Below are 20755 nucleotides of genomic sequence, written 5' to 3'. Positions count from 1 at the left end.
TATGAGCAGGAAAGAAATCATCGAAAAATACATCAGTGCCTACAACCACTTCGACGTGGAGGGTATGCTACTGTGCCTGCACAAGGAGGTGGAATTTAGAAACATTTCCAATGGCGAAGTCAACCTATTCCTGCAAGGTATAGTTGCCCTTCGGGAACAGGCTGAGCGAGCTGCAAAGCTATTCAAAGAGCGGGAACAAGTAATGCTTCATTATCAGGAACAACAGAACACAGCAGAAGTCACGATTGCTTACAGGGCAGTATTGGCAACTAACTTTTCCGAAGAACTGAAAGCAGGTGATACCCTGGAATTGAAAGGTAAGACGATCTTCGGCTTTCAACAGGAAAAGATCATTTCCATAGAAGACCACAGCTGACGGCACATAAAAAAAGGAGCCGGTTTGTCAGCTCCCTTTTCTCAACACGAAACTAAAATTATCTTCTTAGCAACAGCTTGATACTCTGCGTACCTGAGTCGGTTACCAAGCGGGCGATGTACATGCCATCTGACATGGCTTTCCCATCCAGTTCATACTCGTACAGTTGTTTTGCCTTGACGGTGCCCTCTCCTATTTTCCGGACAAGCCGGCCGCCCATATCGTATACCTCTAGGGTATAGGCTCCGTCTTTTTCCAGCGCAAAGGAGATGGTGGTTCTGTCGGAAAAAGCGTTCGGATAAGCCACCAGCTTAGCAGCTACTTCTACACCTGGCAATTGTATACCAAGCGCCTCCAACTCCGCCTTTGCCAGCAAATCCGGGTTTTTAGGATCATAAAGTATCATCGCGCCCATACCGATGCGGTTGATGGCCGTGGCCTCCTCCGCATCACCATCCTGGTTGTCGTACACGATCCGACCGCTTTCTTCTTCCCAGATCATCAGTCGCAACCGGTCGTTCGGGTTCTTTACATTCAGGGCATGGTTCACGATGGCCACCAGGAAACCATACCCACTCTTGCCGTTGATCGTCCCTTCCCCTTTGAAGTTAGCATCCTGCCCGAACACGATCAGACGTGCTGCTTCAAAGGAAGTACTCTTGAAACTGAGGTCATTTTCCTTGAGATGAAAGGCGACCTGTCCCTCCACCTCTTCGGTGCGGTTGCGGTACTGCACGGCCACGCCAAAATAGCCCCGTCCCTCCTGTTGCATATAGTCCAGCTGCGTGTTCTGGGGTGAATGGAGCCAGCCGGCAGCTGCCACGATGCGGTCATCCGGGTTGTAGACAGCTACTTTATGCGTGGCGTCTTGGGTCTGGCAGTCGTTGCCGTAACGGGCCTTCACTTCATAAAAGCCAGGCGCCACCGGCCAGTCTGCAGCAATTTGTTCCGTGCCCTGACCGTCAAATCTAACAGGCTCCTGCCCGTCTATGGTCCAGGTATAGGAAGTGGCCTTTGTGCCCTCTAGGGTATAGGTGACGATTTCTGAACCTGCGCGGATCTTATCCGGACCAGCTATTGCCTTCTGAACCACCGGTGCACATGGCGCATCCTGGCTGTATTTAATGGTAAAGGCTTTAGTATTTGTCGAAAAGGAGTTATAGCCTGTCAGATATAGGTTTTTCTGCTTGTCCAAGGTGAAATCCATCATGATATCCGACCCCAGACCCAATACATTATCTGACTCCTTTGTCCAAAACACCTCCCCATTTTCGCTGTTATGCCGGGCTAGTACAAAGGTTCTCTGCATATTGCCGGCCACGTAAACATTCCCCTCGTTGTCCAGCATGAGTCTTGTGCTGCTTTCACCCTGAATCCATTGTTCATGCCGGTGCGACCAAACTTCTGATCCATCGGCCGCGCTGTACTTAAGAATGGAAAGTTGCATGCCGTTGGCATCACTTTGGTTGATACCAGCCACGTACACACCTCCCGCTTTGTCAACAGCTATCGCCTCCGGCACATCGCGCCTTCCATCAGTTCCATAGTCTGACACCCATACCTCTTTTCCATCCTCCGCATTGTATCTGATTGTTGTAAAATTGTTGATTGACGATTTGTTTCCCGTTACATAGATGCCACCAGCTCCATCAGCAGCTATTGCTGTCGGATACCCATTATCGTGTAGGGCGATCCAGCGTTCTTCGCCGTTAGCACTGTTATACCTGATTGTAGCCATTTGAACCGTCTTGTTACTGCCGAACACCAAGCCGGTGGCATACAGGTTGCCATTTTCGTCGAGGACAAGATCTTTTACGTGATCACTCCCAAAATCACCGCCATACTTTTTCTCCCAGATTATACTTCCTGAAGCCGCATCAAATTTTGCGGTAAGGAAAGAGCTGATTATCTCAAGGCTCACCCTTGGTTTCTCCTCAGCGCCTGCCACATACACATTTCCGGCATCATCGAGCACCATGGCATTTATTTGAACTGGCACCTCGTAATTTACGCGGACCTGAGACCGCCAGACCAGCTCTCCATCTGCAGCCTGTAGCTTCAGTAGCAGCCCTTTAGAAGCAACCACATACACGCCACCGTCCTTATCCAGGGCGATGAAATTTCTGCTGCTAGTTGTTCGATTGTCTCGGTAATGTTTGTTCCAAAGCATTTCCCCGGAAGCAGTATATTTCACGACATACACATACTTCTCTCCCTTTTCAACAGTGATCACTCCAGCCACATACGTATTTCCTGCCTCGTCTACCACCACATCTCTACCGAGGTAAGAAAATGCTTCACTCCAGCCGTATCGCTGACTCCAGTCATCGTCCCCGTTCGCAGCATTCAACCTGGTGACCATCATGCTTTGGCTTTGGTCTCCGACGTCATTGTAAACATTACCTGTCAGGTATAAGCCTCCGTCTTTACTGGTCAGCACCATTGACTTCAGATACGGCTGAGTACTTATAAGTCGCTTTTCCCATACACGTTCACCTGAAGCACCTTCGTATCGAATAACAACATAGCTTTTCGTATCTCCCTCGAAGTAGCTAGTACCTGTTATGAAGACACCTCCGTCCTTGTCCACTGCTACAGAAGTTGCCTGACTGAAATTAGCACCGCTGCTATTAGCCGTGTTAGACCAGATGATCTCTCCACTCGATGCGTCCAGCTTCAGCGTTGAAAAATAAGCCGTGCCGGATTCGCTGACGCCTGTCACATAAACGCCTGCGGCACCGTCCAGGGCTATATCATGCCCTGTGCTTCCCCTTGTACTTCCCCGAAACTTGGTCATCCAACTTTGCTGACCGGTATTCGGGTCATACTTCAGGATGATCATGTCATTGTCATTGTGTTTCCCAACAACATAAACACCGGTTGCGTCCAATTCCAGGAGGTGTCCTACTTGCCTCGGCTCACCCCCAATGCGGTGTCCGGCTACCCAGGCCTGGGAGCCATCCTGGCTATTGTATTTGATGGTTGTAATGGCGTTAGCAGTAACAATTACATCTGAATCCGGATAGGGTTTGTATTTTTCCAGGGTGCTGCCGGTCAGGTATACGCCGCCCCTGTCATCCACTTTCACATCGGCTATACCGTCTGTCAGGCCGGCGCTTCCACCATACTGCTGCTGCCATTGCAAGGCTCCGGTCGCTGCGTTGAACTTGGCAAGCCTATAGTCTGCATTAACTGTTGCTGCCAGGTATACTCCTCCGGACTTGTCTACTGCAATGCCGGCTACATCAGTCAGGCTTTCATCCTGGCCATACGCTATAGACCATACCTGACTCCCGTCAGTTGCATTCAACTTGATCACGGTCGCCATCCGGTGATCCTCCGAGGTACCCCATACCCGCCAGGTTAACAAACCTGTTATATACACATTGCCGGCATCATCGATGACAATATCCTGAGCCTCTTCATGATAAAGGTTTCTGTGAATGTCCTCTTTAGTCCTGAAAGCCCATAGCAGCTGTCCCACAGGGCTATACTTCACAGCTATAATTCGTTTGCTCGCCAACTCCCCGACTTCACTGTAGCCGGTCATGTAGATGTTGCCCTCCGTGTCAACGGCTGAGTTTACCATCACGCCCGAGCCAATTGGCGGCGTCTCAAAACTTCTCACCCATTCTTCTTTCAGGTCTTGCGCCAGAGATGGGGATATTAAAAGGAAAAGAGAAAATACAGTAAGATAGAGACGCCAGCTAAGCACCTCCCTAATAGCAAATAAATGTTTGATCATAGTTTAGTAGAGTTAAATTGTTTTCAAAGGCAAAAGGCGTAATTGTAGTATATTTATTATAAAAGAAGGGTGAACGTAAGGATCGTGTAGTCAGTGCTACAGACCAGTATGGTAGAGACAGGGGCGGCATAGCCTGTGGTAAACGAAACGGAAGCAATTATGCCCATCAGCACAATCTTATAGCTGCCGAAATTCAAACCACCAGGCTGGGTATTAAAATCTTTATAAATAGTACTATAACGGATTCAAATAGGTTTCACCCAAAAATGGGTGGATGGGTTATTTTCACGGGTGAATGCTATCCTTTTTCTGCCCAAAATATCCTAACCTACCCAATCAGGCTCTACATTATATCTGTAGCGGTGGATTTAAGTCAAAGTTTTCTGTGTGCAAATAGCAACGTAAGTAATGTCGCCTTTCTGACATTATGCTTGTATATTTGTACAAGCTGAGAGGCAGACTAACCGTTATTCTCGTAAACACACCAAAAAGAAGATAGACTATGTTTGATATGATGGGCATGATGGGCAAGATGAAAGAAGTCCAGGCCAAGATGAAAGAAGCGCAGGACAACCTGCAGCACATTACCGTTACTGCAGAATCGGGCGCAGGCCTTGTGAAGGCGACTGTGAACGGGCAGCGCAAACTCCTCAAAATTGAGATTGACGATTCTATCATGAACACCAACGACCGCGACATGGTGAACGACCTGGTGGTGGCCGCCGTGAACAACGCCATGCTGACGGCGGGTGAGCGTGCACAGGAAGAAATGAAGAAGAGCACAGAGGGCCTTTTACCTAACATCCCCGGTTTAGATTTAGGAAACTTTGGTCTCTAATCCCAGCCTCACGGCTATTGTCATACTTAACTGGAACGGAATCCGCTATCTGCAGGAGTTTCTGCCATCGGTAGTGGCCAACAGCCCCGGCTGCGAAGTTATTGTTGCCGACAATGCTTCTACCGATGGCTCCATTCCTTTCCTTCAGGAGCACTTTCCGCAGGTGCGCATCATCCAAAACGACGATAACTACGGCTTTTGCGAAGGCTACAACATTGCCCTGCGCCAGGTGGATGCCAAGTACTACGTGCTGCTCAACTCTGATGTAGGTGTGCCACCGGGCTGGACGGAACCAATCATCCAGTTGATGGAATCGGACGAAAATATCGCGGTTTGCCAGCCGAAAATTGTATCGCAACAACACCCCGATTTCTTTGAGTATGCTGGTGCAGGTGGTGGGATGCTGGATGTGCTCGGATATCCTTTTTGTCGTGGTCGATTGTTCGAAACGCTGGAAGAAGACAAAGGGCAGTATAACGAGGTAGCTGAAGTGTTCTGGGCAACGGGCGCCTGTATGTTTGTGCGGGCCAATGTCTTTCACGGACTCGGTGGATTGGAGCCGGCATTTTTTGCGCACATGGAGGAGATCGATTTCTGCTGGCGCGCCAAGAACCTGGGCTATAAGGTGATGTATAATGGCCACAGCCAGGTATACCACGTGGGAGGCGGCACATTGCACAAGTCAAATCCGCGCAAAACTTATCTAAACTTCCGCAATGGCATGGCCTTGCTGTACAAAAACCTGCCGGCCGGCGAGCTTTTTTCAACCCTTGCTATCCGCATTTTACTGGACTGGCTGGCAGCCCTGCGTATGCTGACTGCGGGTCAGGCAGCCGATGCCAAAGCGGTTCTGAATGCACACACTGATTTGTTGCGCAACAGCAGGTATTGGCGGCAGCGCAGAAAAGAACAGCAGCTCAAAGGTACTTTTCCAGGTATGTCAGGCGTTTACAAAGGAAGTATTGTATGGCAGTATTTTGTGCGCCAGCGACGCACGGTGCGGGATTTATAGATCCCAGACAGTGCTACGTTCGCGGCGCAGGTGCTTGCTTACGTTCATCCAAAAGGCCATAATAAAGTACAGGATGACCGGCGAGCCCAGTGTGAAGAACGAAATGTAAATAAAGGACAGGCGAATGCTACTAGAGGCTATTCCAAGCTTCTCTCCTAACATGGTGCAGACACCAAAAGCCTGAGATTCGATAAAGTATTGTAGCCTTTTCACTTTCGTTTATTTTAAATTTAAAAGTAGGAAATTAATAGATTTTCGTCAAAAATTATCGACAAAAATCATGGTACGGCAGCTAAACAACGCATGTACCAGCTATATCTTACGTTGGTTACCCAAATCTGATATGAAACACAACAAAAAAAAAGCCGCTTTGTTCCTACCACTTGCTGTGGTGATGCTCTCGGCCAACACAGGCTGCACCCTGCAACGCATGGCAAAGCAGGCTGAAAAACAGCAAATTGAAGTGATCCCTAACCCCTTGGTAGCCAATGGCGAAGAGGTAGTATTTGAGATAAAGGCCACACTGCCGGAGAAGATGCTCAAAAACAATGAGGACTATCGCTACAAAATAGACGTGGTATACGAAGCCGACGGTCAGCAACGCGAACATTTAGGCGCACTCAACTTTGACATTGGCAATTACCTGTACGATAACCGTCGCCCGACCATCACCCAGGAGTTCTCCTTCCCTTACGCCCCGCACAAAAACAAAGGAAAGTTGCTCGTACAAGGCACCGTAATCGAGAAGCGCAAGCGCGACCGGGTGGCCTATACCTCCGAAGAACAGGTAGCTACCGGACTGAACACCACCGCCCTGCTGATGGTGCGCAACAACGACTACACCTACGTACCGGATAATTATAAAGAATATGCCGATGGACCGGGCACGATTTTGTTTTACTTCGACGAAAACACCTTTACGACCAAAAGCTACCTAGGCGAAAACCTGCCCTTGTTGGACCAGTATGCTATGGATACCGTGAAGCAGCAAACCATCAAAGTAATCGGCAGTCAGGCGCCCAACGAGAAAGGTACCGACTTGGCTCAGAAACGCGCCAGTGCCCTGGCCAATTACTACCGCACAAAAGTAAAAGCCCTGGACTACGCAGGAAAAATGGTGGATATCAGCACCGAGGTGGAGTCAACTGATTGGTCATCGCTGGTGGAGCGCGTGAATAAATCAGCCTTGCCTAAAGCGCAGAAGCAAGAGGTTCTCGCGATTTTACAAGGTACGGGTGCTGATAAACAGAAGGCAGATGCCCTGCAGCAAAGCGCCGCCTTCGACTACATTAGCCGCTATGTATACCCAACCATGCGCTTTGCCCGTGTGGAGGTAGACTACAACCGTGCCCGCAAATCGGACTACGAGCTATACCTGCTGGCACGCCGCATTGCCGACGACAGCATCAGTGCCCAAGTGCTTACAGCCGAGGAACTACAGTACGCCGCTACCCTCACTCCCCTGCTGGCCGAGCGCCGCAAATTGTATGAGGCCGCTGTAAAGACCACCGATAAATGGCCCGCTTACTACAACCTGGGCGTGGTGTATACCGAAATGGCCCGCAAAGAGTACCGCACCAAAGCAAAAGAAGCGCTACTCGATAAAGCAATCCACAACCTGAATTTTGCTGGTTTCCGTAACCCGACTGCCGAGGTTAATTATGCCCTGGCCAGTGCCTACCACCTGCGTGGCAATCGTGATAAAGCACTACAGATCTATGACTATGCCATCAAACTGGGGGGAGAACAGGAACTCCTGCATCGCATTTTCGCGGACAAAGCTGCTTTGGAAATGGAAATGGGCTTGTACGACGATGCCATCCGCAGCCTCACTTACTCAGGTGACGATTACCAGACGAACATGAACCTGGGTCTGAGCTACCTGCTCAAGGAAAACTACGAAGGTGCCCGTCAGTACTACGAGAAGGCGCTGGAACTGAAGGAGGAAGATCCACTGGCCCACTACTTGCTGGCTGTTTTAGGAGCGCGCATGCAAAACGAGGGCATGATACGTATCCACCTGCGCCGTGCTATACAGCGCGACCGGAGCTACATGGAGCGTGCTTTCGACGACCCGGAATTTGAAGCTTATCACGGAAAACAGGCCTTTCGGGAAGCGATGATACGATAAGTTCCTGCTTATACATTGCAAATTGAAAGACTTATCTTAATTTTACCAGCTGAACCGAGATTTTAACATTACTATGCGAAGTATACAGTTTAGAGAAGCCCTTCGTGAAGCCATGTCGGAAGAAATGCGCCGCGACAAGAGCGTGTTCCTGATGGGCGAGGAAGTAGCCGAATACAATGGCGCCTACAAAGTGAGCCAGGGCATGCTGGACGAATTTGGTCCGGAGCGCGTGATTGATACTCCTATTGCCGAACTTGGCTTTGCCGGTATCGGGGTGGGTGCCTCCATGAACGGCCTGCGCCCAATCATTGAGTTCATGACCTTCAACTTCTCACTGGTGGCCATTGACCAGGTGATCAACGCTGCCGCCAAAATGATGTCGATGTCAGGCGGACAGTACTCTTGCCCGATGGTGTTCCGCGGACCAACTGGTAGCGCAGGCATGCTGTCGTCTCAGCACTCGCAGAACTTCGAAAACTGGTATGCCAACACGCCAGGCCTCAAAGTTGTTGTACCTTCTAACCCATACGATGCCAAAGGTCTGATGAAGTCCGCTATCCGCGACAACGATCCGGTTATTTTCATGGAGTCGGAGCAGATGTACGGCGACAAAGGCGAGGTGCCTGAAGAAGAATACCTGATCCCGATCGGTGTGGCTGACATCAAACGCGAAGGAACAGATGTAACCATCGTATCGTTTGGCAAGATGATGAAAGTAGCCCTGGCTGCTGCTGAAGAACTGACCAAAGACGGCATCAACGCGGAAGTGATCGACCTGCGCACCGTGCGCCCAATCGACTACAAAACCCTGATTGAATCTGTAAAGAAAACCAACCGCATGGTGGTAGTGGAAGAAGCATGGCCACTTGCCTCTATCTCTTCTGAGCTGGCTTACCACATCCAGAGCAACGCATTTGACTACATGGATGCACCAGTAAAACGTGTCACGTGCCGCGACGTGCCGCTTCCTTATGCCCCTACCCTGATTGAAGCTTCTCTTCCTAACGTGGAGCGCACAATCAAAGCAGTAAAGCAAGTGATGTATCAGAAAGCGTAAGCGCTACAGTATACCTATAAAAAGACGGCCCCTGGTTCTCCGAGAATCAGGGGCCGTTTTGATTTAAAATCCGGCACAGTCAGCAGGTGGCACCTGCACACCGCCTGCCTGCTCGTATACCAGCTTGGCGCCGAGGTGACCGGTATAGGCCAGAAATCCGCTTCCAGCCAGCATGAGCAATACCACTACAACAGTCAGCAACCTGCCATAGCGCTTTGCCCAACTCAGAATGCTACTCAGGTCAAGCACCATGGCGCCCGTAAACAGATAAGCCACGTTGTAACTGGCCAATTCATGGGCCTTTAGCACAGTTGGGTCGCACAATTTCCGCGACACAATGCCATCGGCCAGGTCGCCCGTGTAGATGCTAAGCCAGGCGCCTGCAGTACCCGCGTAGAGCAGGTAGGCGCCCATGCGGTGCCAGAAGGCAGCCTGTTCGGGCCGTAGCAGCAAGGCAAGCAGTTTGGCTAGCGTACCGAAGAGCAGCAGCGCTACCGGAAAATGCACCGTAAGCGGATGCCAGGCCTCGGTGCGCCAGCTCAGCAGTTCTTCCATGGGTTTAATCCAGTATGCGCACGGCTACAGGGTCCAGGCGCTGGCCCACTTTCTCTAGCTGCACTTCTACTCTGCTTCCTTCCTGCAGTTGGTCAAAAGCAACAGTTTCACCATTTCGGGTTAGCGTTGTAGACTCTGTAAAATAGAGCTCCAGTGTCTTGTTGTCATCAGTTTCCACATAAATCTCGGTTTTCTCAGGAACCGCTTTTTTTACATTTCCCTGGTACGTGCCGGACTCTACCACATCGGTACTGCCACTGTCGCAACCATACAAAAACAAGGTAAGCATGGCCAACATGGCCAGCCAGGATTTCAAATTTTTCATAAGGTATAGGATTTAGTTTGTTGATTGCTGTTCTGATCAGAATGCTTACGTATGGCAGCGCTACACATTTTATACGCTATTTTCCTAAACTGCATAACCGCCCTGCTGAATTTCATTAATTCTAAAAATAGAATTGTTATAAAAATGCAATGTATACCTTAGTATAGTTGATGGACAGGTATAGCGAATCAGTTCAAGCCTGGTTTGCGCTTTACTTCAACTTTGCCTGTGTCTTGGTCTTGCTCTACTTCCTGTTTCTCTACCTTCACGGCTGTATCAGTGGGCTCTATGCCATGATCATGTACATCGGAGTATACCTGCGTGAACTCCGCTCCCAGCAGAAAAATGATGGAGGTATAATACACCCATACCAGAATGAGCACCAGCGAACCGGCGGCGCCGTAGGTATCGGCCAGCGGGTCGTGCTGAAAATAAATATTGAGAACGAACTTGCCGAGGGTAAATAAAAAAGCGGTGACTACGGCGCCTACCCATACGTTGGCCCACCGGATGCGGGCATCGGGCAGCACTTTAAAAATAGCAGCGAAGATAACAGAGGCAATAGCAATAGAAACGAGCATGTTGCCAATCGTGACCAGGTATACGGCTACTCCCGAGAGTTCCTGCCGCAGGTAATCATATACGAGCCCGAGCACCACATCTACTGACAGCGAAACCAGCAACAGGAAGCCGAAACTCACCACCAGAGCAAGCGATAGCAGGCGGCCGATTACCAGTTTCATGAAACCTTTCTCCGCCTTGGCTTTTACCTTCCACATGGCATTAAGCGAATCCTGCAGCGCCACAAATACGGTCGTAGCACTGAATGCCATCACCAGCACCCCTACCACCGTGCCGATAGTGCTGGACTCTGATTGACTCGCATTTTCGATGATGCTTTGGACCTGCGCGGCACTGTTGCGCCCTACAATACCACCTACCTGTTTTACTACCTCGCCCCGCACGGCCTCCTGCCCGAAAGCAGCACCCGCAATCCGGATGGTAATGATGAGCACGGCAGGCAAGGAGAAAATAGTGTAGAACCCTATGATGGCCGCATAGTCGAGCGGGTTGTCATCGATGAACTTCTGGAGGGTCTGTTTAGTGAGTTGCCAGGTTGTAGTAAGCCTTTTTTGCATGAGGTTTGCCTTTTTGCCATACCTACAGGCATACGGCAAAGCGGCTGCTAAAGGTATAGCCACCTCCGCAAATTGAGCTTAGTGCTGAGGCAAAATCAGTCGGGCCAGGTAGTTGCCATACTCCCCTTCGTAAAGCTGCTCAAGGGTATAGCCATGTGATGTAGCGTAATCCTCGAGTATGGCCGGGTCGATAAAAATCCATTTAAATTCTCCTGTCTGGTGTTCTTTGTAGCGCATGTTGTATACCACCTCACCGTAATAGCCGGCATTCAGGTCGAGCAGGACGGAGCCGTCCTCTTCCTGAAACATATACAGAATATCCGAGGATTCGAGTAGGATTTGGCCGCCCGGGTTGAGCAGTGTTTTGGCATGCTCCAGAAAGTGATCCAGCCCCTCCAGGGTTCCGGCTATACCTATGCCGTTCATGAGCAACAGCAGCGTATCGAAACGCTGGCCGCTCAGGTCAAAAATATTATGCTGCAGCACCTGCCTTATACCTTGCTGCCTCATGGCCTGCACCGCTCCCAGTGAAATATCAAGGGCTGTGACATCCACTCCGAGTGCCTGCAAGGCAAGGCTATGGCAACCGGCACCGGCACCAACATCCAGCACACGTCCCCGACACTGCTCCAGCGCCAGCAGCTCCAGTTCCGGCATTTCTTCTGGCGTCCGGAACAGGTAAGCCACTACTATTTCGTCGTCTTCTGTCAGGTTGCTTTCCACCACAATACGTGCCTTATGGTTGCCGGCCATAAAATCCTGTATAGCAGCCCCTACGGGGTCATCGGTATACTTCATGCTGTCTGTTTATTTTACTGCAAAGAAAAGGATTATCTGTATTGCTTGCACAAAATTTGAACTTATCCAATTATATATTTTACTCCATATTGAACCACCTAGCTTATTATCAGCTGTTTAGGTATAAAAAAACTACACCTACCGTTGCATTAATCAGAAATTTATGTAGATTGGCAATCAATAATCGACCTATACCTACGTTTACCTATGAGCACAACCGTATTTAGCCACCTTCAATTGATGAACCCCTTACTTGAAAGCCGATACCTGAAACTGGAAGAGTCGCGGAACCGACTGGTCGGAGAATTGGAGGGCCTGGACGAAGAACTTCTTAACAGGGCCACACCTACTGGCAAGTGGTCCATCAACCAGATTGTGGCCCACCTGATTCAGGTAGAGCAGCTGACTAATAGTTACATACAGCGCAAGTTGCAGGAAGATAAACTGGAGTCGGCCTCGTTGGCACATACTTTCCGGTCGCTGCTGCTTCGTGTTGCGCTGCATTCGGGCATGAAGTTCAAAGCTCCGGATGCAGTTGCCAAAGTGCCGGCATATGCCAGCTTAAACTCACTGCGGATACAGTGGGACGCAGCCCGCTATCAACTGGAAGACACTCTGACCGAACTCCCCCAGCAACAGTTAGATAAGTGCGTTTTCCGGCATCCATACGCAGGTATGCTTACGATCGGCCAGACGCTTGATTTTTTACAGGACCACTTCAGTCACCATGCCCGGCAGATCAGCCGCCTGCGCCAGCAGTGGCTCCAGTAGCCAAACCTAAAAATCACCTAACTCCATCTTCCTGATTACCAGTCCGCGGCCTCCGGCACGCAGGCCCATGATGTGCCCTTCTCCGTCCGGTTGCAGCAGCACTTCAATCTGACTTGGGGACGGATGGTGCATGAGATAGCCCTGGTGTATCAGAAAATCTAATTTGTGTTGTTGCAGGTGGTCGTGCAGGTAGCAGGCAAGCGGCCCCGCGGCCATACCTGTGGCTGACTCCTCAGGTATACCGTAGCTTGGGGCAAACATACGGGCACTTGCATCGGCCAGCGCCGTAGCTGTCGTAAAAGCGTAGAAACCCACCAGGCCTGCTTTTTCTGAAATGGCGCGCACCAGTTCCTGATCAGGCTGCAGATGATGCAGCATGCTCTCGTCAGGTATAGGGACTAATAAAAAAGGTACCCCTGTGCTGGCAATGAGCGGCTCTGACGGAAAGGTGAACCCTTCGGGAAGTCCCAGTGCTGCGATGATCTGGTACGGATTAATGCCTGCCGCCTCAATAGGCGTGTACTGCGGTGGCAGTTGCGCCTGGTATACCTTGCCTTCTTCAAAACTGATCTGGCGCGGACCATCTATTGATTCTTTCACTGCACTTCCGTTCAGGAGCAATCCTTTCTGCCACAGCAGACTAAAAGCTGCTACCGTCGCATGACCGCAATGTGGAATCTGCTTCAAAGGAGTATAAAATTCGACTTTCACATCGCCGACTTCAGAATTTGACACAAAAGCCGTCTCAGAAAGGCCCAGCATGGCGGCTATTTTCTGGCGTCGCTCGTGTGAGAGCCTGTCAGCAAAAAGTACGACGCCGGCAGTGTTTCCACCGTTTGCTTGCTCTGTAAAGGCTTTGACAAGGTATAGCTCAGGGGTTAAGGTTTCAAGGTTGGCCATAGGGTGTATGCTGTTAATAGGAAATTACGGGTTAGGTTCCTCGCTTTCTTTTAGCGCGGCAAACTCCATCTGTAGGGTCTTTATACGGACTTCGGTCTCGTCGGGCAGTTCATCAAAGGCCTCTTTTCGCTGGTTCAGTTCTTCCAGCACGGCAGATGCCATTTCCCAGCCCTGCTGGTCCCAGTTTTTATGTCTTGCCCGCACATTGCTCATAAAGTTCTGATAGGCCTGCTCAACATTAGCGGCACTTAATGCGGTGCCGTTTGCGTATTGTCCCAGCAAATTGCGTTCCCATTTAGTTAACTCAGCCTCGTTGCTAGCCAGGTTGTCCCGCTCCTTTTCACGCGCCTCGAAATCTGCTTTGATCTGCTGATAGTCAGCCCGCAGTTTGTCAGAGAAGCGCTCCTGTTTGCGATCGAGTTCTTCGGTGCGCTGCTTAAAATCTTCTTTTGTTCTTTGCCAGTCCTCTTCCGTTCGTTCCTCGAGTTTGTTGGTCTGGGCATTTACCCAAGAGCGGAACTCGTTCACATCCCCTTCGATTTCCTGTTCGCGTGTGGCTGTGCAGGCACTCAGCAACAGAGAAACAAAGAGTATAAAAGTGCCCCACCTCAGGCAAGGCCATGCGACTTGAACAAATCGTGACAAGCGCATTCGACAATCTGAAATCATATAACTGTTCATCATTTGATATCAAGTTATTCCGTTTATCAGCGTTTCAATACACAAAATATACCTACGTATTTAGTGTTATCAAAAACAATACGATGAATGGTTCGTATTTAATTCTGAAAGGTTGTTAAAAGTCAAATAATAAAAAATATACTTCTATAGTCAGATACTTAATAATTGTAAATCATCGCCTGCTCTGTTTTTAGAGTACGGCAACAGCTTGAATAGCTTGCACTACGAGTATGCGTTAAAAGGCACAAGTGTAGTGTAAGCTATTGCTTTATATAGTATATATACTTATCTGATAGAATTTCGGATAAGCTTTCAGATAACAATTCTACTTACTTCCCACCGCCTACCTGCTGGTTATTTTCTTCCATCCTAAACCGGGTGCTGCCAGTAGACCGTATGCAGCAAAGTGAAGCTAATTCTATGACAGAAGACCAGAAAAACTATATGCGGGAAGCGATCAAACTTTCCGTAGAAAAAATGGAGGCTGGATTTGGTGGCCCCTTCGGAGCGGTTGTTGTGCGTGATGGAGAGATCATTGCCCGCGGGTATAACAACGTGCTGGCCACCAACGACCCCACTGCCCATGCCGAGGTAGACGCCATCCGCAAAGCCTGTCAGGCACTGGGCACTTTCCAACTGACCGACTGCGAACTCTATACCAGCTGCGAACCATGCCCCATGTGCCTGGGAGCTATCTATTGGGCCCGACCGCGCAAAGTATACTATGCCAACTCCAAAGACGATGCTGCTGATGCTGGTTTCGACGACCAGTTTATTTACAATGAAATCGAAAAAGATGCACCTGAACGCTCCATACCGATGGAACAAATACTACGGGACGAGGCGCAGGAAGCTTTTGCGAAATGGGCCCGGAAAGAAGATAAGCAAGTGTACTAGTGTTATACCTGCTGGTTCTCCCCTCTGTCAGGTATAGCATCAGGAAAGCAGAATTGTCAACAACGTATAGAGTTATCTGAAATGAAAAAGGCTGAGCGTATACCTGCTCAGCCTTTTTGCTTATACTTTGAGATCGCTTAGCGACGTCCGCCCATCATTTTGGCAAGGTTGGCCATACCGCCTTTGGTACCCGCCATCTTGTTCATGGAGCGCATCATTTTACGCATGTCGTTGAACTGCTTCATCAGGTTGTTCACCTGCGTGATGTCCGTGCCGGAGCCTTTTGCAATACGGGCACGGCGGCTGCCACTGATCATATCCGGGTTCTCGCGCTCCTGAGGCGTCATCGATTTGATGATCGCTTCGATCGGCTTGAAGGCCCCTTCGTCAATCTCCACATCTTTCAAGGCTTTGCCAACACCCGGGATCATACCTACCAGGTCTTTGATGTCACCCATTTTCTTGATCTGCTCGAGCTGTGTCAGGAAGTCATCGAAGTTGAACTGGTTTTTGCGGATTTTCTTGTTGATACGCTTCGCCTCGTCCTCATCAAAAGCCTGCTGCGCACGCTCTACCAGGGAGATCACGTCACCCATGCCGAGGATACGCTGGGCCATACGATCCGGATAGAACAGGTCAAGCGCTTCCATTTTCTCACCTGTGGAGATGAATTTGATCGGCTTCTCTACTACGGAACGAATCGAAAGAGCGGCACCACCTCGGGAGTCACCGTCGAGCTTGGTTAGCACAACGCCATCGAAGTTGATGCGCTCGTTGAAGGTTTTGGCTGTGTTCACCGCATCCTGACCAGTCATGGAGTCTACCACAAACAGGGTTTCAGTTGGTTTCACGGCCGCCTTGATCTCGGCTATTTCTTTCATCATCGCCTCGTCCACGGCCAAACGACCAGCGGTATCGATGATGACTACTTTCTTGTTTGTCTTTTTAGCATGCGCAACGGCATTGAGGGCAATCTGCACCGGATTCTTGTTTTCCAGTTCGGTATAAGCCTCTACTCCTACCTGCTCGGCCAACACCTGCAGCTGGTTGATCGCAGCCGGACGGTACACGTCGCAGGCAGCCACCATTACACCACGGCCTTGTTTTTTGAGGTAGTTGGCCAGTTTGCCCGTAAAAGTGGTTTTACCAGAACCCTGCAGACCCGCAATCAGGATGATGGCAGGCTCGCCTTTGAGGTTGATATCCTGCTTCTCGCCACCCATCAGCTCGGTCAACTCCTCGTACACGATCTTTACCATCAACTGACCCGGCGAAACGGCGATCAGTACGTCACGGCCCATGGCCTCGTCCTTGATCTTGTCAGTTACCGTTTTGGCTACTTTATAGTTTACGTCGGCGTCCACCAGGGCACGGCGTACCTCTTTGATGGTGGCAGCTACGTTGATCTCGGTGATGCTTCCCTGGCCTTTTAGGGTTTTAAAGGCGCGGTCTAGTTTGTTACTTAAATTATCAAACATCTCTCTAATTCTGGATTTACCTACAAAACTAAGGAATATCAGGAATAGTTGCTACAATTTACAATGATCAGTAAAGAGTTATCCGTGAACATTTATGCAGGGTATTGTAAACAATTTTCCGATTTTCAGTAAAAGGTATCATTTGCCGTTGCTATGCAGCTGCTAAAAATAAGGCGTTAGCCGCTTATTGATTACTGTTAACTGATAACTGTTTTCTATCTTTGGGGAAGAAGTTATTTTGCTGATCGCTTTGGAAAAAACAGACCAGATCAATTTACTATACATCTCCTACTACTGGCCTCCATCCGGCGGGCCGGGCGTGCAGCGTGGATTGAAGTTCTGCAAATACCTGCCCCAGTCAGGTGTGCGGCCCAGTGTGCTCACCGTTGACGAGAAACAGGCTTCTTACCCGGTGCTCGACCATACCTTTGCGAGCGAAGTGCCCGAAGGAACCGCCGTATACCGCACCGCCACCTCCGAGCCCTTTGAGTATTACAAAAAACTCTCCGGCAAAAAAGAAATACCCTACAGTGGTTTTGCCAACGAAGAGGCCAAAACCGGCTTCCTGGACAAAGTGTTCAAGTTTGTGCGCGGCAACCTGTTTATACCTGATGCCCGCGTGGGCTGGAACAAACATGCCCTCAAAAAGGCTGGCGAACTGCTGAAGCATGGTCAGCTTCAGGTGATCCTGACGACCAGTCCGCCTCACTCTACGCAACTGATCGGCCTGAAACTAAAAGAAAGGTATAAGCTGCCCTGGATCGCAGACCTCCGCGACCCCTGGACGAACATACATTATTACGATCAGCTCTATCACACCCCGATTGCCAAACGCATCGACCGGAATTATGAACTGCAGGTGCTGGAGCGGGCCGATGCTGTTATTGTGACAAGCGAAGATACCAAGCGCCTTTTCCTCAACAAACCAGCCAAGATCAATCCGGATAAAATTCATGTGATCCCGAACGGGTATGACGAGGATGATTTCATCTACCCTTCGACTCCACCTCAGGACGAGTTTCTGATCACGTATACCGGCACGATCACCGAGAATTATAACATCGATGTGTTTCTGAAAGTGATCTCACAACTGCGATCGGTGAACAGCGAAATCAGGTATAAACTGCGCTTTGTGGGCAAAGTATCGGAGGGAGTGAAACAGCGCATCAAGAAAGCCGGACTGGAAGGTATAACAGAATTTGTGGCGCATGTACCGCACACCGAGGCCATCAAGTACCTGATGGAAAGCACGATGCTGCTCATGGCCATAGCCGATGTTCCCGCTGTGTATTCTAATGTGCCGGGCAAGTTGTTTGAGTACCTGGCTTCGAACAAACCAATTATTTGCCTCGGTCCCGTGCACTCCGACACCGACCGGATTATTGATGAGTGCGGCGCCGGACGCCTCTTCCATTACACGGCCCACGAGCTCATGCTCGACCACTTGATGCTGATGAGCAAAGCCTGGTCCATCAACCCGAACCTTGACCTGCCCTACCTCAATCACGCTCAGTTTTCAAGGCGCGAACTAACAGAGAAGCTGGCCAAGGTAGTGAAACGATTGGTTATGAAGGCTAAGGTATAGCGAGTCATTGGATTAGTCAAAATTCTCCAGATCTCTGCTCAGGTAAAATCTCTGTAAATTCAGAAGTTAGGTTTATGTAAGACCTAGCTGCAGCAGTTTTGCTGCCCAACAGTGGCCACGGTGCTTTTCATTCACATAGAGGCACACCACATAAAACATCGGTAATCTAAACTTTTCTGATCAGCATATAGGATAGAATTTTCGTTGAGCCTTACTCAGGCCCACTTCCCCCGGCATTTCCTAAAATATATTAAAGCTGGTTCCATCAATTCTGGACAATCTAAAAGCGATATGATTTCTACGGATCAGTTTGTTTGGTTTTATACCCAGTAGAGGGTTTATGTTGTTTCTCCCCCCTTAACCTGCTATACCTACCATCACTAAGATTAAAATAATAATCCTTTATACCTTCTATTTAACCTCTATACCTGCTAACGTTTCCCAGAGAAGCTGGTATAAGATGTGCCTCTGTGCCAAACTCCAGCTATAGCAAATTAGCAACATTTCACGTGCTTTTATGGAAGTCGATCTGTAACTTAAATGTCTAAACACGGATTCTATCTCACATCAGGTATAATCCTCTTCAGAATTTAAGAAAAATTTCATGAACAGCACCCCCTCCTATAGCCATGGCGTGAGCTCCATGCCGCTGCGCGGTGAAACCATCGGACAGAGCCTGCGCAACACAGTAGAAAAGTTTGGCGACCGCGAAGCCCTCGTCATGGTCACCCAAAATTACCGCGCTACTTACAGGGAGCTATGGGAGCAGGTAGCGCAGGTAACCAAAAGTCTGATGGCGTATGGTATACAAAAGGGCGACCGGGTGGGTATCTGGGCACCTAACCGGGTGGAATGGGTGCTGGTACAATTTGCTACCGCCCGGATGGGTGCGGTGCTCGTTAACATCAATCCAGCCTACAAAACCAACGATTTGAAGTATGCCCTGAAGCAAAGCCAGATCAGTTTGCTCATTGCATCGCATTACTTCCGAAAAACTGACTATGTGGAAATGCTTAACCACATTCGTCCTGATTGTGAATATCCGACCCGCACCGTGATCATGGAGCGTGACTGGGAACACTTTATTGCAGCCGGTCAAGCTGTGACGGATCAGGAATTAGCAGAGCGGGAAGCAACCCTGCAGTTCGACGACCCCATCAACATTCAGTATACCTCGGGCACAACCGGCTTGCCCAAAGGCGCCACCCTCTCCCATCACAACATCCTCAACAATGGCTTTTTTATCGGAGAAACGCTGAAGTATAGCGAGCAGGACCGGGTGTGCATACCTGTGCCATTTTACCACTGCTTCGGGATGGTGATAGGGAATATGGCCTGCATCACGCACGGTTCCTGTATGATTATCCCGGCCGAGACCTTTGATCCGGAACAGGTGATGCAGACTGTGCAGGCTGAAAAATGCACTTCACTTTATGGCGTGCCGACCATGTTCATTGCCGAGCTGGAGCATCCGAACTTTTCTCAATACGACTTCTCGACGCTGCGCACCGGCGTGATGGCGGGCTCCAACTGCCCCATCGAAACCATGAAGCAAGTGCAGTCGCGGATGAACATGCGGGAAGTAACTGTTTGCTACGGCATGACTGAAACTTCACCAGTCTCGACGCAGAGCCAGCTGGACGACCCGCTGGAAAAACGTGTGTCGACTGTTGGCAAGGTACACCCGCATCTGGAAGTAAAGATTGTAGACCCAGAGACTGGTCTGATCTTGCCACGCGGCCAGAAAGGCGAGCTCTGCACCCGTGGTTATTCAGTGATGCTGGGCTACTGGGATATGCCGGAGGCGACGGCGCGGGTACTGCAAAATGGCTGGATGCACACCGGCGACTTGGCCGTGATGGACGAGGAAGGCTATGTGCAGATGGTGGGCCGCATCAAAGACCTGATCATACGGGGAGGCGAAAACATTGCCCCGCGCGAGATAGAAGAGTTCCTGCTTACCCACCAGGCGATCTCGGATGTGCACATAATTGGCGTGCCGGACCACAAATACGGCGAAGAAGTAATGGCTTGGGTGAAACTCCGACAGGGTTTCTATACCACCTCCGAAGACATTACGGCTTACTGCAAAGGGCAGATTGCCACTTTCAAAATACCAAAGTACTGGAAGTTTGTAGAGGATTTCCCGATGACTGTAACAGGTAAGATCCGTAAAATGGAGATGCGGGAAATCTCAACCCGGGAACTGAGGTTGGTGGAAGAAGCTTGAAAAGTGAAGCCTTCAGCTTATTGACTTTTTAACTTCTCTCGTTTCTGTTGCTCCCAGAAAGCTGAAGCAAATAGCAACAGGAAAGAGAGTTTGTAGATCCTGTACCACCAAATATTCGTCTCCCAGAATAATACCCTGAACACTTCTTGTGTGGTATTGAAGGAGCTAATCAAATCGACTAACATGGAAGCAGCAAATACCAGGTATAGGATCTTCAGAAATTTCATGTTTTGATAC

The 20755-nt window shown here is 49.7% G+C and carries 19 protein-coding genes; 9 read left to right on the top strand and 10 right to left on the bottom strand.

All coding sequences use genetic code 11. The features are described 5' to 3' along the window. The first annotated feature begins 1 nt into the window (after nt 1). Nucleotides 2-376, top strand: a complete 375-nt coding sequence (locus K3G39_RS00425) for a nuclear transport factor 2 family protein (protein WP_220624193.1) — start codon at nt 2-4, stop codon at nt 374-376. Nucleotides 377-434: 58 nt separating this feature from the next. Here K3G39_RS00425 and K3G39_RS00420 read toward each other — a convergent pair whose 3' ends face one another. Continuing rightward, entirely contained in the window at nt 435-4121 is a 3687-nt protein-coding gene (locus K3G39_RS00420) for a PQQ-binding-like beta-propeller repeat protein (RefSeq protein WP_220624192.1), read from the bottom strand. 502 nt (nt 4122-4623) lie between these two features. Here K3G39_RS00420 and K3G39_RS00415 point away from each other — a divergent pair. Beyond that, entirely contained in the window at nt 4624-4959 is a 336-nt protein-coding gene (locus tag K3G39_RS00415) for a YbaB/EbfC family nucleoid-associated protein (protein ID WP_220624191.1), read from the top strand. Beyond that, a complete protein-coding gene (locus tag K3G39_RS00410; RefSeq protein ID WP_220624190.1) occupies nt 4949-5971 on the top strand; it encodes a glycosyltransferase family 2 protein in 1023 nt (340 codons plus the stop codon). The genes K3G39_RS00415 and K3G39_RS00410 overlap by 11 nt, the downstream gene beginning before the upstream one ends. Here K3G39_RS00410 and K3G39_RS00405 read toward each other — a convergent pair. Next, complete coding sequence (locus K3G39_RS00405) at nt 5966-6184, bottom strand: PspC domain-containing protein (RefSeq protein ID WP_116544555.1); 219 nt, start codon at nt 6182-6184, stop codon at nt 5966-5968. The two genes, K3G39_RS00410 and K3G39_RS00405, sit on opposite strands and share 6 nt — an antisense overlap. A gap of 130 nt (nt 6185-6314) precedes the next feature. Between K3G39_RS00405 and K3G39_RS00400 the strand changes: the two genes are divergently transcribed. Then, a complete protein-coding gene (locus K3G39_RS00400) occupies nt 6315-8102 on the top strand; it encodes a tetratricopeptide repeat protein (RefSeq protein WP_220624189.1) in 1788 nt (595 codons plus the stop codon). 73 nt (nt 8103-8175) lie between these two features. Further along, entirely contained in the window at nt 8176-9159 is a 984-nt protein-coding gene (locus K3G39_RS00395; protein ID WP_220624188.1) for a pyruvate dehydrogenase complex E1 component subunit beta, read from the top strand. Nucleotides 9160-9222: 63 nt separating this feature from the next. On the opposite strand, the gene K3G39_RS00390 is transcribed toward K3G39_RS00395, so the two are convergent. From K3G39_RS00390 to K3G39_RS00375, 4 genes are all read right to left on the bottom strand, one after another. Further along, a complete protein-coding gene (locus K3G39_RS00390; RefSeq protein ID WP_220624187.1) occupies nt 9223-9714 on the bottom strand; it encodes a DUF2231 domain-containing protein in 492 nt (163 codons plus the stop codon). A gap of 4 nt (nt 9715-9718) precedes the next feature. Beyond that, nucleotides 9719-10039, bottom strand: coding sequence for a hypothetical protein (locus K3G39_RS00385; protein ID WP_220624186.1), 321 nt, complete (start codon nt 10037-10039; stop codon nt 9719-9721). A gap of 188 nt (nt 10040-10227) precedes the next feature. Beyond that, nucleotides 10228-11178, bottom strand: coding sequence for a YihY/virulence factor BrkB family protein (locus K3G39_RS00380; RefSeq protein ID WP_220624185.1), 951 nt, complete (start codon nt 11176-11178; stop codon nt 10228-10230). Between the two features lie 78 nt (nt 11179-11256). Continuing rightward, complete coding sequence (locus tag K3G39_RS00375) at nt 11257-11976, bottom strand: methyltransferase domain-containing protein (RefSeq protein WP_220624184.1); 720 nt, start codon at nt 11974-11976, stop codon at nt 11257-11259. A 207-nt stretch (nt 11977-12183) separates the two neighbouring features. Between K3G39_RS00375 and K3G39_RS00370 the strand changes: the two genes are divergently transcribed. Beyond that, the gene (locus K3G39_RS00370) at nt 12184-12747 is read left to right on the top strand and encodes a DinB family protein (protein WP_255593675.1); all 564 of its coding nucleotides are present in this window, start codon (nt 12184-12186) and stop codon (nt 12745-12747) included. A 6-nt stretch (nt 12748-12753) separates the two neighbouring features. Here the strand turns inward: K3G39_RS00370 and K3G39_RS00365 are convergent, their stop codons facing one another. Then, a complete protein-coding gene (locus K3G39_RS00365) occupies nt 12754-13647 on the bottom strand; it encodes a PhzF family phenazine biosynthesis protein (protein WP_220624183.1) in 894 nt (297 codons plus the stop codon). A gap of 24 nt (nt 13648-13671) precedes the next feature. Continuing rightward, nucleotides 13672-14292 (bottom strand): hypothetical protein, encoded by a 621-nt coding sequence (locus K3G39_RS00360; protein WP_370627160.1) that lies wholly within the window; start codon nt 14290-14292, stop codon nt 13672-13674. Nucleotides 14293-14748: 456 nt separating this feature from the next. Between K3G39_RS00360 and K3G39_RS00355 the strand changes: the two genes are divergently transcribed. Then, nucleotides 14749-15225 carry a nucleoside deaminase gene (locus tag K3G39_RS00355; protein ID WP_220624592.1) on the top strand — a complete coding sequence of 159 codons (477 nt, stop codon included), beginning with the start codon at nt 14749-14751 and terminating at the stop codon, nt 15223-15225. 137 nt (nt 15226-15362) lie between these two features. Here K3G39_RS00355 and ffh read toward each other — a convergent pair whose 3' ends face one another. Further along, entirely contained in the window at nt 15363-16703 is a 1341-nt protein-coding gene (gene ffh / locus K3G39_RS00350) for a signal recognition particle protein (protein ID WP_220624181.1), read from the bottom strand. A gap of 250 nt (nt 16704-16953) precedes the next feature. Here ffh and K3G39_RS00345 point away from each other — a divergent pair, with 250 nt between their 5' ends. Continuing rightward, nucleotides 16954-18288 (top strand): glycosyltransferase family 4 protein, encoded by a 1335-nt coding sequence (locus K3G39_RS00345; RefSeq protein ID WP_220624180.1) that lies wholly within the window; start codon nt 16954-16956, stop codon nt 18286-18288. A gap of 604 nt (nt 18289-18892) precedes the next feature. Next, nucleotides 18893-20518, top strand: coding sequence for an AMP-binding protein (locus K3G39_RS00340; RefSeq protein ID WP_220624179.1), 1626 nt, complete (start codon nt 18893-18895; stop codon nt 20516-20518). Between the two features lie 17 nt (nt 20519-20535). On the opposite strand, the gene K3G39_RS00335 is transcribed toward K3G39_RS00340, so the two are convergent. Beyond that, entirely contained in the window at nt 20536-20745 is a 210-nt protein-coding gene (locus tag K3G39_RS00335; RefSeq protein WP_220624178.1) for a hypothetical protein, read from the bottom strand. Nucleotides 20746-20755: the final 10 nt, after the last annotated feature.

This window comes from Pontibacter sp. HSC-14F20 (assembly GCF_019599265.1).
Taxonomy (GTDB): domain Bacteria; phylum Bacteroidota; class Bacteroidia; order Cytophagales; family Hymenobacteraceae; genus Pontibacter.
This window is presented reverse-complemented; position numbering and strand designations above follow the sequence as displayed.